Origin of the sequence: Desulfitobacterium dehalogenans ATCC 51507 (assembly GCF_000243155.2) — a bacterium.
Classification (GTDB): Bacteria; Bacillota; Desulfitobacteriia; order Desulfitobacteriales; family Desulfitobacteriaceae; genus Desulfitobacterium; species Desulfitobacterium dehalogenans.
Map to the genome: position 1 here is coordinate 2569046 of NC_018017.1, position 16778 is coordinate 2585823.

Genomic DNA, 16778 nt, shown 5'->3' on the forward strand with positions numbered 1-16778 from the left:
ATTAGATAAGATAATCTATTAAGAATATTTCGACTTCCATTTTCATAGGGTATTTCGTGTTTCGTTTTAGTAAAACATCGTTTTACCATTTAAAACACTATGTATCTAATTCTATATTCGCAACAAAATTCCTGCAAAGAAATCAAAAAATTATTATACCTCCTGAAGGTCAGACCGCTATAATATGAGAACATCTTTCCTCTTTTATTAGGATCTAAGAGTCAAGAGGATTCATCATCCCAAGTATCATATTGAATGAATCAAGCTCATATAATTCTTCAGAGATTGTCTTATATTAGGAGGTTATGCATGCGTCAAGTTCAATATGATTTGGAAGTTCTCTATGTCTATAAACTTTATCATTTCTTTTCTTTACTTATCTTCTTTTGTCCGGCCAGTTTGATCTTGGGCTGGCGTTTTGGTCACATCATCGGGTTCTCAGCCTTCATCATTGGCTTTCTTATTTCCTATTTTTTAATGATGCACAAAAAAAGTTTCCCCACTCCAGATAAAAAGACCATTGCTCAAAAAATGGCAAAGGAAATCACTCAGGATTCTACACCCCTAGCAATTTCCCATTTTTCTAGTCAACTTTATTTCTATTTCAATGAGGCAAGGCAAGCCATTGTCTTATTAGAGAAGTATCAAAACACTCATGATCCTCTTGTGTGCGCAACCCTTGCCGACATTCTCTTGCGTGAGGGCCGTCCCAAGCATGCCTTAAGGATAATCCACGACAACCCTCACTATACTTCAGATCCTCTTTTGCTTTGTGTACTGGGTCATGTCCTACGGCAAATGAATAAGTGGGATGCCGCCATCAAGATTTATGAACTGAGTCTGGCCCTGGCCCGAAAGTCTGGATTTCCTTTTAATGGGGCCAATCGTTTCACTCAGTTTCTGCTTACCTTAAGTTATACAGCCACGCTTCATCATTCCCTTGGAGATTGTTATGCCGTTTTGAAGGAGTATCCTCAAGCGAAAAAACACTACTTATTGGGGAATATTCGTATCTTTGATATTTCTCTTTGGAGAACTATCAAGGTCCCTACTACTCATCCAGCATAAATTTACACAAAAACACTATTTTTCATCATTCTTTATCTAATTAAACGGCTTGGCTTCTCCTAATTACAACACTTTTCACGGAAGGGATTTTTTATAATAGAGACAAGTTGAGGATAGTACAGATTTCTCTAAAATATTTTCCTTTTGTCTATAGAATAAGTATTAGGAAGGTGAAATTGGTTATGTTGTCATCTCATGAAGATGCCTTAGAATTTATTCGTGAATTCGAATCTTCTTGTCGTGAAGTTTTGATTGCTCAGGGTACAAGTGAACATGATTTGGCCAATGCTTACCTTGAGTTACAGTGGAAATTTCTGCGCATGATACTTGACGACGGAGGAATCTTGTCACACCGCTCGAACCGAGGGATTTGCTTCAACAAATCCTCTTCTATTGCCTGATTTATAACTTCAGCATCAAAGCATTTTCATCACAATTAGGGAATTTTACACAATGAATGCACTCTTTCCATACTTTATGGGGCATATCTTCTTTATTTATCATGGTAAAACCGCAACGTTCAAAAAAACCGGGTTGATAGGTTAGAGTAAAGACTCTTGGGCACAGGATGGTTCGTGCATCATCCAATAGGGCATTAACAAGACTTCTGCCTACTCCTCTACCCTGATAGTCTTCTAACACGGCGAGAGCCCGTATCTCAGCCAGATCATCCCAGATAATGTGCAGGGCTCCTGTGCCAATAATCTTATCCTGTTCTTCGACGACTAAGAACTCTCTGAGACATTCATAGAGTGAGTTCCGGGACCGGGGAAGCATCAAGCCCTGATCAGCAAAGTGATTGATCAGTGACATCATAGCTTCTACATCCATTAAATTTGCTCTTCGTAAATTCATATCTTTCCCTCCATTTATTTGTATAATTATACGATATATTTAATATTTATTACAGAGTTTTTTTAATGTTTGTTTTCAGGTCCATTTACCCATAAGTAACGGAAATTATCCCAGATAGCTTTGGGATATGAACAGTGCAGAACCCCTATGTTGATTGGAACACAGGGGTTCTGCACTCTTTTGTTTCGGCTAAATTAAGAGTATTCATCCATGATTCTCTCTCGGTAGGGAGAGCTCCGGCAAACCAACTCATTCAGTCCTTCCTCTTGCCAGTTACTTGGCAAAATCCAGACCTGATATCTTTCTGGATATTTCAGCCAAGAAAGCCAAAGTCTCAGTTCTTCTTCAAAGTCCTTCAAGGTAAGCCAATGAATCCGCATATCCCATGAAGTGTTGGGTTTTGTTTTGTCAGGATGGAGTAAGGTGCTCTTTTCCAAAACACTGGACAGAAGAATGGCTTGACTGGCTTGTGTCAATGGTTTATCCAGGATCGGGCAGATGACACTGATTTGACCATTTCCTTCGAAATAATGCCATTGACCCAGATCCGATATCCAGGATTCACTTCGATCCTTAGGCAACCACGGCCAATCTTTGGGTGCCCCCCATAAAGAAGAAAGTACTCCACCGCCTTGATAAAGCCATGAAGACAGTTGATCTTTCGGCTTGAGTTGTCCCTTTCGCTCCTTCTCTTCTATATCCTCCAGAATTTGCAGGATAGCTGCACAGAATTCGTTATTCAACTCCCCTGAAGCATCTACCCAGCCTTGACGCAGAAGGGACTGAGCCTTTTCTCCATTTTTCAGCCCTTTAACTTTTGTCGTAAATTCAAATTTTTTACCTTTTCGTTTTATCTCAGCAATCTCTATATTTCCCCACATATAGGAAATGCTTTGAGGTTTTAATTCGCATCGTACCCCTCGATCGGCAAGCTTGTCAAAAAAACTTTTGACTACAAAGAGCTGATGCTGGGCTACCGGGTTTAATTCTTGCCTCCATTTCAGCCAGTTGGGCCTGCGTTCCCCCACTGAAATTCGCTTCTGAGCGCCTGACGGCGCCTCAGGTATTAAATAGAGGCTGGGGGATAAACGTTCTCTCCAATACACCGCTTTGGCATTGATGAGACCTCCTATTTTCGATAAAGCATGCAATAAAAAGGGTGAAAAATCAGGCGCAACAAAATATATAACCGTTCGTGCCCCATTGCTCAAACGGTTCGCCCAAAGCATGCCGGCTAATAAAAATTCCTCTTCTTTCAGCAGGGTTTGGCTTACCACGATGCCAACACGCAATGCAGTCTCTCCACCAAAGAAATAATTATACTGCTGGGGAAGGCGCAAATCTTTTCTTTTTTCGACAGGACACTCCTGCCAGTTTTGGGCAATAAAAACATCCGGATGCTGCTCCCAGATTTCAAGCCAATTATTCACAATGATCCTCCCTTAACTTTTGTCACACTACATATTTACGCTCAAACCGGGGATATCATGACATCTTAAGGAGAATTTAGTCCCATCCAGCATAATACCTCTTCAATCGGAAGAGCCTCGCGCACATGTCCATCCCGTCCTTCCATTGACGTAGCATAGAACATGGAATTCCAGATACTTTCAGCGGTTATTTCGACCACCGCTTTAAAAAAGGGATCCAACTCCCAGTCACTGATAGAATTCTTAAGTTCCAACCCATTGTTGTTAACCATTAAGCAAAATTCCCCGCTCCCCATCCGTGATATCCCGCCTGTCCTGCCTAATCCCAACGGGGCCCTTGCCGCCAGCATATCCAATTGCCGGCGACTGAGAGGGGCGTTGGTCACACCCACTAAAATAAGGGAGCCCGGAACCTGGCAGAGAATCTCATCATGGTTCATCCTTTTCATCATTAAACCTACAGGAACTCCATTGATGAGCATATCCTCTAACTGTCCAAAATTGGTCAAGGCCAACATACCCACCCTATATTCCTTATCGTTGACGGGGACCATACGTGAAGCACTTCCAATTCCTCCCTTCAATTGAAATAAGGACATTCCGACTCCCGCCCCGACACCCCCCTGGACTATCGGTCCCGTTGCCACACGGTTCAGGGCTAAAATACCATCCCAGGGCTTCACATGGCGGCCGCGGATATCATTCAGATAGGAGTCATCGCATTCAAAAACCACTAAATTCGGGGTTCGGGCATCATGACCGATCTCCGGATTTTCTTGCAATAAATAAGTCAGCATCCCTTGGGCTGCATCATAGACACTCAAGGTATTGGTCAAGAGAATGGGAGAATTAAGCAGGCCGGTCTCTTGTATATAGGGTATACCCAGAGACTTTCCAAAGCCGTTGATGACATGAATTCCCGCCCAGCAGGGTTCACGGTAGATATTTCCCGGGTGAGGACGAATGGCTGTAATACCGGTACGGACAGGGCCCATACTAGGAATGAGCGGCCCGTAACCTTTGATTAAGGAAACATGACCCACCAAAACACCGGGCACATCAGTGATATCGTTATGTAATCCAGGGAGGAGCTCCCCCATCCATAAGCCGTAGGATCGGGCACTTCGCCGTTCCATTTTTACCACCCCTTGACACTTTATGCACTTCAAGGGATAGATCAGAACAGACTTTTGCTCTCTGCCCCTTCATAATGATTCTAAGCCCTAAGCTTTCGTTCACTCAGTCCCTCAAAAAACAGATTAAGGACATCCTCCATCTCTTTCTCTAAGTTTCCTTCTCCTGTAACAAACCAATGCAGAAAATGCTGTAACACCATGCCCTCTAGGCTCTCTGCTAAAAAAACAGGATCATAGCGCTTGCTGATTTCACCAATGCGCTGACCATGGCTTATAATACCTATAATTCCATAGTGTAATCCTTTATCCAGCTCGGCTTCTTCCCTATGTTTAACAGCTACCCAAGCCAGTTCCTTTTCCCTGGTCATGAATTGGGACCAATTCTTGAGCACATGGTCCAAACGCTCCTGAAGGGAGTATCCAGCCTCCCTGCCTGAAGCTATCAACTCCTGATATTTACGTCGGGAGTATTCCAATACGACGGCTTCCTTGGATTGAAAATAATTATAAAAGGTGCCTTTACCTACATCCGCCAATTGGGTAATCTGCTCCACTGAGGTCTGTTCATATCCTTGTTTGTGAAAAAGCTCCATTGCACACTTATAAAGTCGAGTATACGTCTCCAGTTTTTTTCTCTCCCGGCGAGATAACTCAGACATAATCAATCCTCCTTTGAACATTCCGCTATCCTATAATTCCTTATTCGCTTAATCCCATTATTTTCCTTCCTCGGAAGAGTTTGTCTGGAATTTTCTTCTATATTGTATCCAGGAAGATCTCACCGAGGTAAATGTACAATCACCGGAGTTCGTTGTAAAATAATATGAAAAGCTACTTTCCTGCGATTTCATTCATCTGCGCAGAACAAATACTGATATTCCAGGGGGTTTCCATGTTTTATCGTGTCCACCAATTTTGGCAAGCAATACATCCAATCATCCGGGAGGAAGAGTTGGAATGGGCCATCACCCTCCTTCCTCCTCATTCTCTCCCATTATTTCAAGCCCAGCCTCTTCCGGAACAGCGTCATGCACTGGATGTGGCACTGGATTTATGGAACTCAGGGATTCGGGATTCCCATCTCCTCATCGCAGCTCTTCTTCATGATTGCGGAAAGACAAGATATCCTCTCAAAGTGTGGGAGCGGATTGCTATTGTTTTGCTGCAAAAGGGGCCTCGCAAAATTTGGAACACCTTAATCTCCTCTCACTTCCCTATCTCTGCTCCCTTGCGGGCGGCTGAAGCCCATCCGGCTTGGGGGGCGGAAATGGCTTCAGAAATCGGTTTAGATCCTCACATCGTTGAACTCATCGGAGAGCATCATACTCCTCACAGTCAGGAAGGATACTTGCTTTACTTGGCGGATAACCGGCATTAAGGGTTAAGCATTAAAGTATAAATATAAAGAGAAGGCTTCTTTCGTTTAAGCCTTCTCTTTATATTCCTCAATTTTTTCCTGCAGCTTGACTATTTCCCGATTCTTAGAAAAAATCCATTTGGCAAAACGGGTATTATCCCGTTGCAAACGGATATTTTCCTTTTCCAATTTATGAATAAGAGTTACCTTTTCCCGCTCTACCTTTTCCAGTAGATTCATAAGGACTCTGCGGCTAACCCTTAGATGCTCCACCCGCTGTTCCAATTCCTCGATTCGCCCTTTTGCAGCCCTGAGCTCTTCGCGAAGATTTTTAATTTCTTCATGAATCTCCAAGCCTCTGTCCCCCCTAGCCATAGTCTACATAGGTATTCTATGCCAAGGTTGAACTTTTTAATCCTTTGCGGCCAGAAACTCTTGAACTCGCCGAACAGCCTCTTTTAAGACCTCCTGATCCTGAACCATGCCAATCCGTACATACCCCTCTCCATATTCCCCAAAAGCAACACCGGGGACGACAATAACTCCAGCCTCGCGGGCCAGCTCAAAGGCAAAGCTGCGAGAATCCTGTGATGTGGGTACTGGAGCCCAAATAAACATGGAACCTTGTGGAGTGGGCATGGACCACCCCGCTTGTGCACACCCCTCAACCCAGATATCTCTCCGTTCCTCATAGGCCCGACGGTTCTGTTCGACATTTTCCTGAGAGGCACTGAGGGCATAGGCACCAGCCTGTAGAGCGGGTTCAAATACCCCATAGTCTATGTTTGATTTTAGTTCAGCCAAGGCGTCAATGATTTCAGCATTGCCGACCGCAAACCCTAATCTGACCCCTGCCAAATTGTATGTTTTGGAGACAGAGTGGAATTCTATTCCCACTTCTTTAGCACCCGGAACTTGAAGGAAGCTCACAGGGCGGTAACCATCGAAAGCCAACTCAGAATAGGCGGCATCATGACAAACCACAATATTATTTTTTCGTGCAAAACCAACGACCTCTTCAAAAAAGGACAAAGGAGCCACTGCAGCAGTGGGGTTGTTGGGATAATTAAGAAACATAATTTTAGCTTCCTGGGCTACTTGATCCTCAATACTTGACAGGTCCGGTAAAAAGCCGTTTTCCTCCCTTAAGGGCAGAGAAACTTTTTCTCCCCCGGCCAAGACCAATCCCGCTGTGTATATGGGATATCCCGGATCAGGTATTAAAGCCACATCTCCAGGATCGCACAGGGCTAAAAAGATATGAGCAAGCCCATCTTGGGAGCCCATTAAAGGCAGAACTTCCTTTTCAGGATCCAGATCCACGCCGAAGCGCTCTTTGTACCACCGGGCACATCCTGATCTGAAGTTCTCCGTTCCCCGGGTCAGAGTGTAGCCATAATTCCTGCCATTAAGGACTCCTTCAGCCAAGACTTGACGTATCTCTTCTGAGGGGGAGCGATCGGGGCTACCAATGCTGAGATTAATCAGAGTTCTTCCAGCCTTCTCCAATTCTTTTCTTAAATCGTCCATTTCCGTAAATACAGATGCTCCTAAACTGCTTAAACGTCGCGCTTTCAAAACCTTACCTCCTACCCAATTACCTATGCCGACGATTCAGACATGATGCGAACAAGCTAGATTGCGGATTTTTTCCACGATCTCATAGGAAGTTCCCCATCCGCCTAAACGAACACCCGGTTTTCGCTCTTCCCCATGAAAATCTGAACCACCCGTCATCAGCAATCCATATTCTTTTGCTATGGCTCGGTATTTCTTCTCATCTTCAGAGGTGTGTTCAGAGTGATTCACCTCAATCCCCTGCAACCCTACTTTGACCCACTGCTCAATTCCCTTTTCCAATCCATATATCCCGGGATGAGCCAATACAGCAACGCCACCGGCTTCGCGAATAAGAATAATTCCCTCTTCCGGAGTTATTTTTAAGCGGGGAACATAGGCCGGTGCTCCGGTTCCTATATAGCGGTCAAAAGCTTCACGAATGGAGTTTACCACCCCTTTATTAACAAGAACTTGAGCAATATGGGGTCTCCCCACGGACTCCCCTTTCGTTATTCTTTCGACCTCAGCTTTCTGAATCGGAATACCTAAATCCTGCAGTTTTTCAATAATCCTATATACTCTATTGAAGCGTGCTTCCCTTAGCTCGGAAAGCTTATCTTCAAGTATCATTGCTTTGGGATTCATCTCGTATCCTAGAATATGAACTTCGACGCCAGCCCAATCTGTATTGAGTTCAACTCCTTTGAGGATATCCACATTGAAATGTTTGCCTGCCTGGATGGCCTTTTCCCAACCGCTTAGGGTATCGTGATCCGTTATTCCTACCGCCTTAAGTCCTAATTCTGCAGCCTGTTTAACCAGCTCCCAGGTCGTAAGTAAACCATCAGATGCACTAGTATGACAATGCAAATCAGCTTCCGGGTATCTAAGTTTAACTTCGGGCATGATCTTTACCTCTTTCCAGGGAATATACACTAACTATTCTATTTTAGCACGGTAGAAAGTAAACGCATAAAGTTTTTATACATTATTTTTTCTATTTCCTTACCGCTAAACCCGGCGTGATGCAAAGCCTCAGCTAAATCTCCATATTTGTCCGCTCCTTCCAGACCTGCGGGGGTATCATCGATGCCATCAAAATCCGAACCCAAGCCAATCACATCCACCCCCGCCAATTCCGCTATATATTGGATATGACGCACCACATCATAAAGGCTGGCTTTGGGCTCTTGAGTTAAGAACCCCGGATAAAAATTCACACCCACAACTCCCCCATTGTGAGCAAGTGCCTTAAGTTGTTCATCGTTGAGATTACGGGGATGTGGACAAAGGGCATAGGCACAGGAATGAGAGGCCAGGATAGGCTCGGTACTGAGCTTGAGAACATGCCAGAACCCTGCTTCATTGAGGTGAGATACATCGATAAGCATACCCAGTTCATTCATACGTTGAATGACTTTCTCACCGAATTGGGTCAAGGTGCTTTGGGTCATTTCCCCTGCGCCATCGGCGATGGCATTTCTCTGATTCCAGGTAAGGCCTAAAGCGCGCACCCCTAATTCATAGATAATATCCAAGAGAAACAGGCTGTTGCCAAGGATTTCTCCCCCTTCAATACTTAATAAGCATCCCACTTTAGAAGGGTGAAGGTCTGCCAAATCCTTTTTTTGCCTGATCAAAACCACGTTTTCCGTGTTGGCCTGAATGAATCTATGGAGAGCATGGATAAGCTCCAATCCTCTAAGAGTACCTTTTTCCGGTTTATACTGGCTTTCAATGAAAGCAGCCATGAATTGGAGAATCACTTTGCCTTCTTTTGCCCTTTGGATATCCCAATGCCCTCCCTCTTGGGGGGCAGTCAGACTTCTTTTTCCTTCCAAAAAATCGAGGATACTGTCGCAATGACCGTCTATGACCCAAAAATCCTTCATACCTTATCCTCCCTAGCAAAATCAGAAACACCTGCCGCCTTAAGCCAACAGGTGTCCTGCTTCTAAACCATAATCATTAAAAGTATAATACCCTACCGAACCTTCCTTAACGTGGTTCTACAATGAGCTTTATTGCCGTTCGCTCTTCTCCGTCAATTTGTATGTCGGTGAAAGCAGGAATACATACAAGATCGACTCCGCTCGGGGCAACAAACCCTCTGGCAATAGCTACTGCCTTTACAGCTTGATTAAGTGCACCTGCACCAATGGCCTGCAACTCCGCACCTCCCCTCTCTCGGAGCACTCCAGCCAAAGCACCTGCAACAGAATTTGGGCTTGATTTTGCTGAGACTTTTAACACATCCATGAACGACAACCTCCTGTTCGAATCACTTGACATATATTCCACATACATTAGTTCTATTCTCCAGAAGGTGGAAAAAATCCTCTTTTTATCCGAGAGCTTTCAGACTTTTTTAAATATTTTTTCCTATTGCCAAAATTTACTCCTGCACTCGCTGAATAGCCTTGATTGAACGGGCTTTACCTGTACTCTCATCCACATCGATAACCACTGCGTTAAGTTGTATGGGGCCTGCCGCTAATTCAAATTTAGCAGGGAGCTGGGTTAAAAATCGATTAATAATGGTTTCCTTTTTAACCCCTAAAACAGAGTCCCTGGGTCCGCTCATCCCCACATCCGTAATATAGGCAGTTCCTTGATGCAATAAGCGGGCATCAGCCGTCTGGATATGTGTATGAGTCCCCAAAACCGCTGAAACTTTACCATCAAGAAACCAGCCCAGAGCCACTTTTTCTGAGGTAGCTTCCGCATGAAAATCGACAATAATGAGAGGGGTTTCCTGCCGCATCTCATTAATCCAGCGAATGGCGCCACTAAAGGGATCCTCAAGATTATTGAGAAATACTCGACCGGAAAGATTAAGTATTCCGATTTTCTTGCCCTTTGTTCTTATATAGCCATATCCTTTTCCCGGTGCACCAACAGGGTAATTGGCCGGCCTGATCAAGCGGGCTTCCTGGTCAATAAACTTCATGATGCTCCGCTGATCCCAGACATGATTACCCATGGTGATAAACTCGATTCCATAGTCATAGAGCTCTTCAGCTACTTCCTTGGTCAGTCCTTTACCTCCGGCAGCGTTTTCTCCATTAGCTATGGTTAAGTCAATCCCATACTCTTTTATAAGAGGTTTAAGGAATACCTTAATAGCCTCACGGCCAGGGTTGCCTACAATATCGCCAATAAATAGTATATTCACTCTATAAATCCCCAATCATTCGCCAATCCGCTATAGTATTGATATGCCCAAAAAGAGCCCATCCAAAACCTACCCACTCAATGCTAACTATTATAGACCAAAACCCGTCCTTCTTCCCGAACCGCAATAAACCCTTTCTCTAAGCGGCAGTCGCGAAAGGACTGGAGAATCTGCCCGATAACTTCCTCCTGAAATGCTTGCTCTTCCTCAGGAATCTCAGTCTCATCATAGATTATGCTCTGAGTTATGTCCCTCACCAAATCAACGATCAGACCAATCTCTCTCTCGTTCATACTCTCAACGTCCCGGGTAACGGTTACTAATGCCACACCGCTTTCCAGCTTAAGCTCTATTTCGCAGATCCGCATTGGATAGCCTTCTATTCTATGATAAGCCCTTAAGGCCTCTCTCAATGTATCCCTAAACTTTTCTCCCTGATTGGAGCCCGCTACTGTAAAGCGGAAAGTCAGGGCATGGTCCGGCTGTTGATAACGGACAGAGCATACTTCCGGATAGCGGATTAAAATGGATATCAGCAACCCTACTCCATCAGGTGCACTTCCCCCATCATTATAATGGAGGTTCAAACGTCCCATAGTGTCATCCTCTTTCTAATCAAACTGAATATTTGCTGCTTCTCATCACTCCATAATAATTCGTCAATTTCGGGTAAAGTCCTGCCAGATGATTTCCTCCTCCATGTTTCTTGTGAAAATATAAAGGACAGGCGATGTTCTCACCTGTCCGCAATGTTCAAGATTAAACTATTCCATGATTATTTTGCATAATCCACTGCACGAGTTTCACGAATTACTACAACCTTGATTTGACCTGGATATTCCAATTCATCTTCAATACGCTTACTGATTTCGCGAGCCACTTTCGGAGCCAGAACATCATCAATTTTGTCCGGTCTTACGATGATCCGAATCTCACGTCCTGCTTGAATTGCATAGGATTTTTCTACACCTTCATAGGTGTCGGCAATCTCTTCCAGCTTCTGCAGACGCTTAATATAAGATTCGAGAGTCTCACGACGAGCCCCTGGACGAGCGGCTGAGACTGCGTCTGCTGCAGCCACTAAGACCGCTTCTATGGTCTTAGCCTCAACATCACCATGATGGGCTTCAATAGCATGAATAACTTCCCAAGATTCCTTATACTTCTTCGCCAGATCGACACCGATCTGAACATGAGTCCCTTCAGTATCGTGATCCACAGCTTTTCCTAGGTCATGCAGTAATCCTGCCCGTTTAGCCAGTTGGACATCGGCACCCAGTTCGGCAGCCATCAAACCTGCCAAATGGGATACTTCCATAGAATGCTTCAGGACATTTTGACCATAACTGGTCCTAAATTTCAATCGCCCTAAGAGGCGGATGATTTCAGGATGTAAACCATGAACTCCCGTTTCAAAGGTAGCTTGCTCTCCCTCTTCACGAATATGTTGATCCACCTCTTTTTGAGATTTTTCAACCATTTCTTCGATGCGGGCCGGGTGAATTCGTCCATCGGCAATGAGCTTCTCCAGGGCAACCCGGGCAACTTCTCTACGAATTGGGTCAAACCCAGAGAGAATTACAGCTTCGGGAGTATCATCAATAATTAAATCAATCCCTGTTAAGGTCTCAAGAGTACGAATGTTACGTCCTTCCCGTCCGATAATTCGTCCCTTCATTTCATCACTGGGAAGGGCCACTACAGACACGGTGCTCTCGGCCACGTGATCTGCTGCACAACGCTGGATCGCCAAAGAGATGATGTTTTTAGCCCGCTTCTCTGCTTCTTCTTTAGCCCTTGTCTCAATATCTTTAATCATAATAGCGGATTCGTAACGAACTTCTTCTTCTACACTTTGCAGCAGAATTTGCTTCGCTTCTTCAGTGGATAAACCAGAGACACGTTCTAACTCTTGTTTTTCTTTGGCTACAGTTTGCGTCAGGACCTCTTTGAGCTGGTCTACTTCTTCTTCTTTACGATGAAGATTATCTTCCTTGCGCTCTAAAGACTCCATTTTACGGTCTAAAGACTCTTCTTTTTGGATAACCCGTCTCTCCATCCGCTGAATCTCATTGCGGCGTTCCCGGGATTCTTTTTCCACTTCATTGCGAATATGCATGACTTCTTCTTTGGCGGCAATGACAGCTTCTCGGCGTTTTGCCTCAGCGGCACCCTGTGCATTTTCGATGACACGTTTTGCCTCTTCCTCAGCTGATCCAATGAGCTTTTCCGAGGTATTCTTGCGAATAACCCAGCCTATAAAACCACCCACAAAAAGGGATACCACGACTGCTATAACTATAAAGATCAATTCAGATAGTTCCAAGTAATTTTCACCTCCTAAACACATACTTATTTGGTTATCATTCTCCTAGTTCTCCCTATAAAAACAAAAAGACTGGGACCATGCCAGCTCTTTAAAAGAAAACCTTCAATTTAAGACAAAGAAATTGTCTCTTTTTTCCTACAAACCTACACGCCGCTAGTTCGATACCTCCATATAAAATACTAACTACGATGCAATCTATAAGAAAACCTTAAAGGTCTCACTTTAAAAGAAATAGGCTCTTTTTAGTGTAATATCTTTTGAAAAATTTGTCAAGAACCACATAGAATATAGATGTATAGTACAAGTATTCTAAGAAACGGCGCTCCTCTGTTTTCATTATTATTGTTGATCCGCATATATGAAAACAGGAAGGACTCTGCCTTCCTGTTATTCCTCCCTAATCTCTTCAATGATCTGAAAAACCATTTCCTGAGGGTATCCTTTTTGAATGAGCTTTTGCCCGACTCTTTGCCTTAACATAAATCCTCGGGGAATCTTTTCATAGCTTTTCTTATGTTGATAAGAAGTTTCCCAACGCCGGGATTCCTCAGTCCAAAGTTTTTGGGCATGTCTTCGACAAAGTTCTGCTTCCTGCCCCAGCAGATAGGTTTCCTGCAAGGCTTGCTCAATTACACCTTCTTCAATCCCCCGGCCCTTTAGCTCATAGGTAATTCTCTTTCTGGAGTAATTCATCTGCTTGCTCAGGCAATAAGTACGGGCATACTCCTGATCGCTCAGATAGCCCCATTCTAAAAGCCGCTCTATAGCAGCTTCGATGTCCTGACTTGGAAATCCCTTCTTCTCCAGCTTTTGGATGAGTTCGCGACGGGTGAGAATCCTTCTCGATAAATAGGTTAAGGCGGCATTCAAGGCATCCTTCATCTTAGATATCTTCAGGCTCCTCCAGGGCATCATCTGCCGCCGGAGCGTTTATGTTGGTAATGCTTGCCCGGATGCTTTGCTCGATTTCAGCGGCAATATCAGGATGCTGCTTTAAGAACTCTTTGACATTCTCTCTTCCTTGGCCCAACCGCTCACCTTTATAGGAGTACCAGGCCCCGGACTTATTAATAATATCCAGTTCTGCACCTACATCCACAATACTGCCTTGACGAGAAATACCTTCACCGTACATAATGTCAAATTCCGCTTGTTTGAAAGGTGGAGCCACCTTATTCTTAACAACCTTGACTTTGGTACGATTGCCAATCATATCCTGACCTTGCTTCAGTGTGTCCTGACGGCGTACTTCCAAACGGACGGAAGCATAGAATTTTAAGGCCCGTCCCCCGGTTGTGGTCTCCGGATTGCCAAACATAATTCCCACTTTTTCCCGAATCTGGTTAATGAAGATAACACAGGTATTACTCTTACTGATGGCGCCGGTTAATTTTCTCAGCGCTTGGGACATTAAGCGGGCGTGTAAACCCACATGAGAATCTCCCATTTCCCCTTCAATCTCTGCACGGGGAACAAGAGCCGCCACAGAGTCAATGATGACGACGTCGATAGCTCCACTGCGCACTAAGGCTTCGCAGATCTCCAGGGCCTGCTCCCCTGTATCCGGCTGGGATACCAGGAGATTATCGATGTTGACCCCTAAAGCCTTGGCATAGACCGGGTCAAGAGCATGCTCCGCATCGATAAAAGCAGCAACACCGCCAAGCTTCTGAGCTTCTGCCGCAATATGCAAAGCAACGGTGGTCTTACCGGAAGACTCAGGCCCGTAGATTTCAATAATACGTCCCCGGGGCACTCCACCCACCCCAAGGGCTATATCAATGGCCAAGCAACCCGTTGGAATGACTTCTACCGCCATTTTAGCGGAAGCCTCCCCCAATCTCATAATCGACCCTTTTCCAAATTGTTTTTCGATTTGGCTTAAAGCCATATCCAGGGCTTTTAATTTATCGTTACCGGCCATCTCGTTTCCTCCTCAAGCGAATACTTTTTAATTTTTTCACGGCAAAAAACAAACATCTGTTCGATTACCATTATACTTTTGTGCGTGAAGCCTGTCAATCATTTATTTAGAAGAAAATAACAGAGGGGGTTGCCGATCTACTTTTCAGAGTAGCTGCTCCTCATAAAATGCACAAACAGCTCTTTGTGTAGATTCACTCAAATTATCGAAACTCTCCACTCCGCCTACATAAACATTGGCCGGACCGATTGAGTCTTGAACGAGCAGTAGTGTCGTTTCATCCGAAAGCAAAAGCATCAAGGTCAACAATGATAAACAAATCGCTATCCAATTACCTGGCCACACAGCTTCAGAGGCCGCATATGGCAAAAACGACGATTTTTTAAATGAATAGCCGCATAAAAAAGTTAAACCTCGTATGATATAATGGTATAAGTATAAATCCATAAGCTGAGGATTATATAAGTAACAGTTAACTATTACAATCAGGATATAGAATGCACTATTGTTCTGGTTTCGTTTAGAAAAGGAGACGATTAATTTATGAAAGAAATTCGAAGAAAAAGGGCGGTAGCTACGTCGCCAATCAATAAATCCGGAGGTGATAACACTACTAAAATAAAGGAGCAATAACTGATGGAAACTATGGATAAAATACAGATTCTCGATCCGAATGAGATCTTTCCTAATGAATATAAAACATCCTGCTTTTTAAAAAATGTAATCACAGCCCCCAATATTTTTGTAGGGGACTACACCTATTACGATGACGCCGTTGACCCCACCGGCTTTGAGCGCAACAATGTACTGTTCAATTGGCCAGAGTTTGGAGACAAGCTCATTATCGGCAAATTCTGCGCCCTTGCCAACGGTGTACGGTTTATCATGGGCAGCGCCAACCACCGCATCAGCAGTATCAGCACCTATCCGTTCAGCGTCTTTGGCGGCGCATGGACTGAAGCTGCACCGCCCCATCTTTCCCAGCTTCCTTTCAAGGGGGACACCATCATCGGCAACGATGTGTGGATAGGCCGCGAAAGCGTCATCATGCCCGGTGTAAAAATCGGTAACGGAGCTATTGTCGCCGCTTATTCGGTGGTAGCCAAGGATGTGGAGGCCTATACCGTTGTAGGCGGGAACCCGGCAAAGCCTATTAAGAAACGGTTTGACGACGAACTGATCGCTTTGCTGCAAGAGTTGAGATGGTGGGATTTTGAACCGGAACAGCTTACGGCGTTTATACCCATCCTGTGCGACAGCAATTTGGAATCTGTACGTGCTAAACTGAAAGAAATGCTGAAAAAATAGCTTTCTTCTATCAGAGATAGCTAAGTCAGCCAATCATATGAAATAAGGAAGGCCCGGTAATACCTACCGGGCCTTCTTAGCGTGTCAATATTGTATCAATATCGACGTTCTTTCATGTGTCATTAGTACAAAATAGATGCAGGTAAAATGGTATTCATAATTATGCATTTACAGTTTGTTTGATAGTTTTGTATTTTTTCTATAAACCAAATATCCACAAATAACATAAAAAACTAAGACTACAATGCCTATTGGTGTTTCACTGAAAATCTGGCCAGTTTCCTGCGTTCCCATATAAACTAAATGGATTGCTGGCAGTGCACCCAATAAACTACCCCAGAAATAACTTTTATTAAGAAGAAAGCCGCTAATAAACCATAAGAGTAACCAAACCGCAACAATAGGTGAAATAGCACTAAAACCACTAAGTGCTACTATTCCATAAAAAAGTGTGAACATAATAGCTGGCATATAGAATAATAATTTTTTCATTACTACCCTCCTAAATAAAATATAATATAAAAGTCAAGGCAAAGCAAATGCATCTGTTTTGTCTCAATTTTCTAGCGAAGATAAGGGGATTCGAACCCACGACCTCTTATATGCGAAGCAAGCGCTCTCTCCACGCAGCGAAGG

At 44.1% G+C, this 16778-nt stretch carries 19 protein-coding genes; 4 read left to right on the plus strand and 15 right to left on the minus strand.

Features of this window, described 5'->3' with window-relative positions:
- Positions 1-309 precede the first annotated feature (309 nt).
- Positions 310-1068: a tetratricopeptide repeat protein gene (locus tag DESDE_RS12415; protein ID WP_014794372.1), complete on the plus strand. Its 759-nt coding sequence runs from the start codon at positions 310-312 to the stop codon at positions 1066-1068.
- Positions 1069-1250: 182 nt separating this feature from the next.
- Positions 1251-1469, plus strand: coding sequence for a hypothetical protein (locus DESDE_RS12420; RefSeq protein WP_019850694.1), 219 nt, complete (start codon positions 1251-1253; stop codon positions 1467-1469).
- 1 nt (position 1470) lies between these two features.
- Here the strand turns inward: DESDE_RS12420 and DESDE_RS12425 are convergent, their stop codons facing one another.
- From DESDE_RS12425 to DESDE_RS12440, 4 genes are all read right to left on the minus strand, one after another.
- Positions 1471-1923, minus strand: coding sequence for an N-acetyltransferase (locus tag DESDE_RS12425; protein ID WP_014794374.1), 453 nt, complete (start codon positions 1921-1923; stop codon positions 1471-1473).
- Between the two features lie 194 nt (positions 1924-2117).
- Positions 2118-3353, minus strand: coding sequence for a hypothetical protein (locus DESDE_RS12430; protein ID WP_014794375.1), 1236 nt, complete (start codon positions 3351-3353; stop codon positions 2118-2120).
- Positions 3354-3418: 65 nt separating this feature from the next.
- Positions 3419-4489, minus strand: coding sequence for a DmpA family aminopeptidase (locus tag DESDE_RS12435; protein WP_014794376.1), 1071 nt, complete (start codon positions 4487-4489; stop codon positions 3419-3421).
- Between the two features lie 80 nt (positions 4490-4569).
- Positions 4570-5148 carry a TetR/AcrR family transcriptional regulator gene (locus DESDE_RS12440; RefSeq protein ID WP_014794377.1) on the minus strand — a complete coding sequence of 193 codons (579 nt, stop codon included), beginning with the start codon at positions 5146-5148 and terminating at the stop codon, positions 4570-4572.
- Between the two features lie 233 nt (positions 5149-5381).
- On the opposite strand from DESDE_RS12440, the gene DESDE_RS12445 reads away from it, so the two are divergent.
- Positions 5382-5867, plus strand: coding sequence for an HD domain-containing protein (locus DESDE_RS12445; protein ID WP_014794378.1), 486 nt, complete (start codon positions 5382-5384; stop codon positions 5865-5867).
- A gap of 45 nt (positions 5868-5912) precedes the next feature.
- Here the strand turns inward: DESDE_RS12445 and DESDE_RS12450 are convergent, their stop codons facing one another.
- From DESDE_RS12450 to recA, 10 genes are all read right to left on the minus strand, one after another.
- Complete coding sequence (locus tag DESDE_RS12450) at positions 5913-6221, minus strand: translation initiation factor 2 (RefSeq protein WP_174270147.1); 309 nt, start codon at positions 6219-6221, stop codon at positions 5913-5915.
- Positions 6222-6257: 36 nt separating this feature from the next.
- Complete coding sequence (locus DESDE_RS12455; protein ID WP_014794380.1) at positions 6258-7424, minus strand: aminotransferase class I/II-fold pyridoxal phosphate-dependent enzyme; 1167 nt, start codon at positions 7422-7424, stop codon at positions 6258-6260.
- A gap of 36 nt (positions 7425-7460) precedes the next feature.
- Positions 7461-8312: a PHP domain-containing protein gene (locus DESDE_RS12460; RefSeq protein ID WP_014794381.1), complete on the minus strand. Its 852-nt coding sequence runs from the start codon at positions 8310-8312 to the stop codon at positions 7461-7463.
- Between the two features lie 38 nt (positions 8313-8350).
- Positions 8351-9298, minus strand: a complete 948-nt coding sequence (locus DESDE_RS12465) for a dipeptidase (protein ID WP_014794382.1) — start codon at positions 9296-9298, stop codon at positions 8351-8353.
- Between the two features lie 106 nt (positions 9299-9404).
- Entirely contained in the window at positions 9405-9665 is a 261-nt protein-coding gene (gene spoVS, locus DESDE_RS12470; RefSeq protein WP_011459952.1) for a stage V sporulation protein SpoVS, read from the minus strand.
- Positions 9666-9801: 136 nt separating this feature from the next.
- Positions 9802-10581: a TIGR00282 family metallophosphoesterase gene (locus tag DESDE_RS12475; RefSeq protein ID WP_014794383.1), complete on the minus strand. Its 780-nt coding sequence runs from the start codon at positions 10579-10581 to the stop codon at positions 9802-9804.
- Between the two features lie 83 nt (positions 10582-10664).
- The gene (locus DESDE_RS12480) at positions 10665-11177 is read right to left on the minus strand and encodes a hypothetical protein (RefSeq protein ID WP_014794384.1); all 513 of its coding nucleotides are present in this window, start codon (positions 11175-11177) and stop codon (positions 10665-10667) included.
- A 179-nt stretch (positions 11178-11356) separates the two neighbouring features.
- Positions 11357-12931 (minus strand): ribonuclease Y, encoded by a 1575-nt coding sequence (gene rny / locus DESDE_RS12485; RefSeq protein ID WP_033422454.1) that lies wholly within the window; start codon positions 12929-12931, stop codon positions 11357-11359.
- Between the two features lie 366 nt (positions 12932-13297).
- Positions 13298-13792: a regulatory protein RecX gene (locus DESDE_RS12490; RefSeq protein WP_041917268.1), complete on the minus strand. Its 495-nt coding sequence runs from the start codon at positions 13790-13792 to the stop codon at positions 13298-13300.
- 1 nt (position 13793) lies between these two features.
- On the minus strand, positions 13794-14834 hold the full coding sequence (gene recA / locus DESDE_RS12495) for a recombinase RecA (protein WP_014794387.1): 1041 nt from the start codon (positions 14832-14834) through the stop codon (positions 13794-13796).
- 645 nt (positions 14835-15479) lie between these two features.
- Between recA and DESDE_RS12500 the strand changes: the two genes are divergently transcribed.
- Entirely contained in the window at positions 15480-16142 is a 663-nt protein-coding gene (locus DESDE_RS12500; RefSeq protein WP_345787846.1) for a CatB-related O-acetyltransferase, read from the plus strand.
- Positions 16143-16310: 168 nt separating this feature from the next.
- Here the strand turns inward: DESDE_RS12500 and DESDE_RS12505 are convergent, their stop codons facing one another.
- Positions 16311-16634 carry a hypothetical protein gene (locus tag DESDE_RS12505; protein WP_014794389.1) on the minus strand — a complete coding sequence of 108 codons (324 nt, stop codon included), beginning with the start codon at positions 16632-16634 and terminating at the stop codon, positions 16311-16313.
- Between the last annotated feature and the right edge of the window lie 144 nt (positions 16635-16778).

Excerpts from the sequence above, each read along its gene's own strand:
- DESDE_RS12415 (WP_014794372.1), top strand. The coding sequence starts at position 310 with ATGCGTCAAGTTCAATATGATTTGGAAGTTCTCTATGTCTATAAACTT.
- DESDE_RS12420 (WP_019850694.1), top strand. The coding sequence starts at position 1,251 with ATGTTGTCATCTCATGAAGATGCCTTAGAATTTATTCGTGAATTCGAA.
- DESDE_RS12425 (WP_014794374.1), bottom strand. The coding sequence starts at position 1,923 with ATGAATTTACGAAGAGCAAATTTAATGGATGTAGAAGCTATGATGTCA.
- DESDE_RS12435 (WP_014794376.1), bottom strand. The coding sequence starts at position 4,489 with ATGGAACGGCGAAGTGCCCGATCCTACGGCTTATGGATGGGGGAGCTC.
- DESDE_RS12440 (WP_014794377.1), bottom strand. The coding sequence starts at position 5,148 with ATGTCTGAGTTATCTCGCCGGGAGAGAAAAAAACTGGAGACGTATACT.
- DESDE_RS12445 (WP_014794378.1), top strand. The coding sequence starts at position 5,382 with ATGTTTTATCGTGTCCACCAATTTTGGCAAGCAATACATCCAATCATC.
- DESDE_RS12450 (WP_174270147.1), bottom strand. The coding sequence starts at position 6,221 with ATGGCTAGGGGGGACAGAGGCTTGGAGATTCATGAAGAAATTAAAAAT.
- DESDE_RS12460 (WP_014794381.1), bottom strand. The coding sequence starts at position 8,312 with ATGCCCGAAGTTAAACTTAGATACCCGGAAGCTGATTTGCATTGTCAT.
- DESDE_RS12465 (WP_014794382.1), bottom strand. The coding sequence starts at position 9,298 with ATGAAGGATTTTTGGGTCATAGACGGTCATTGCGACAGTATCCTCGAT.
- spoVS (WP_011459952.1), bottom strand. The coding sequence starts at position 9,665 with ATGGATGTGTTAAAAGTCTCAGCAAAATCAAGCCCAAATTCTGTTGCA.
- DESDE_RS12480 (WP_014794384.1), bottom strand. The coding sequence starts at position 11,177 with ATGGGACGTTTGAACCTCCATTATAATGATGGGGGAAGTGCACCTGAT.
- rny (WP_033422454.1), bottom strand. The coding sequence starts at position 12,931 with ATGTGTTTAGGAGGTGAAAATTACTTGGAACTATCTGAATTGATCTTT.
- DESDE_RS12490 (WP_041917268.1), bottom strand. The coding sequence starts at position 13,792 with ATGAAGGATGCCTTGAATGCCGCCTTAACCTATTTATCGAGAAGGATT.
- recA (WP_014794387.1), bottom strand. The coding sequence starts at position 14,834 with ATGGCCGGTAACGATAAATTAAAAGCCCTGGATATGGCTTTAAGCCAA.
- DESDE_RS12500 (WP_345787846.1), top strand. The coding sequence starts at position 15,480 with ATGGATAAAATACAGATTCTCGATCCGAATGAGATCTTTCCTAATGAA.
- DESDE_RS12505 (WP_014794389.1), bottom strand. The coding sequence starts at position 16,634 with ATGAAAAAATTATTATTCTATATGCCAGCTATTATGTTCACACTTTTT.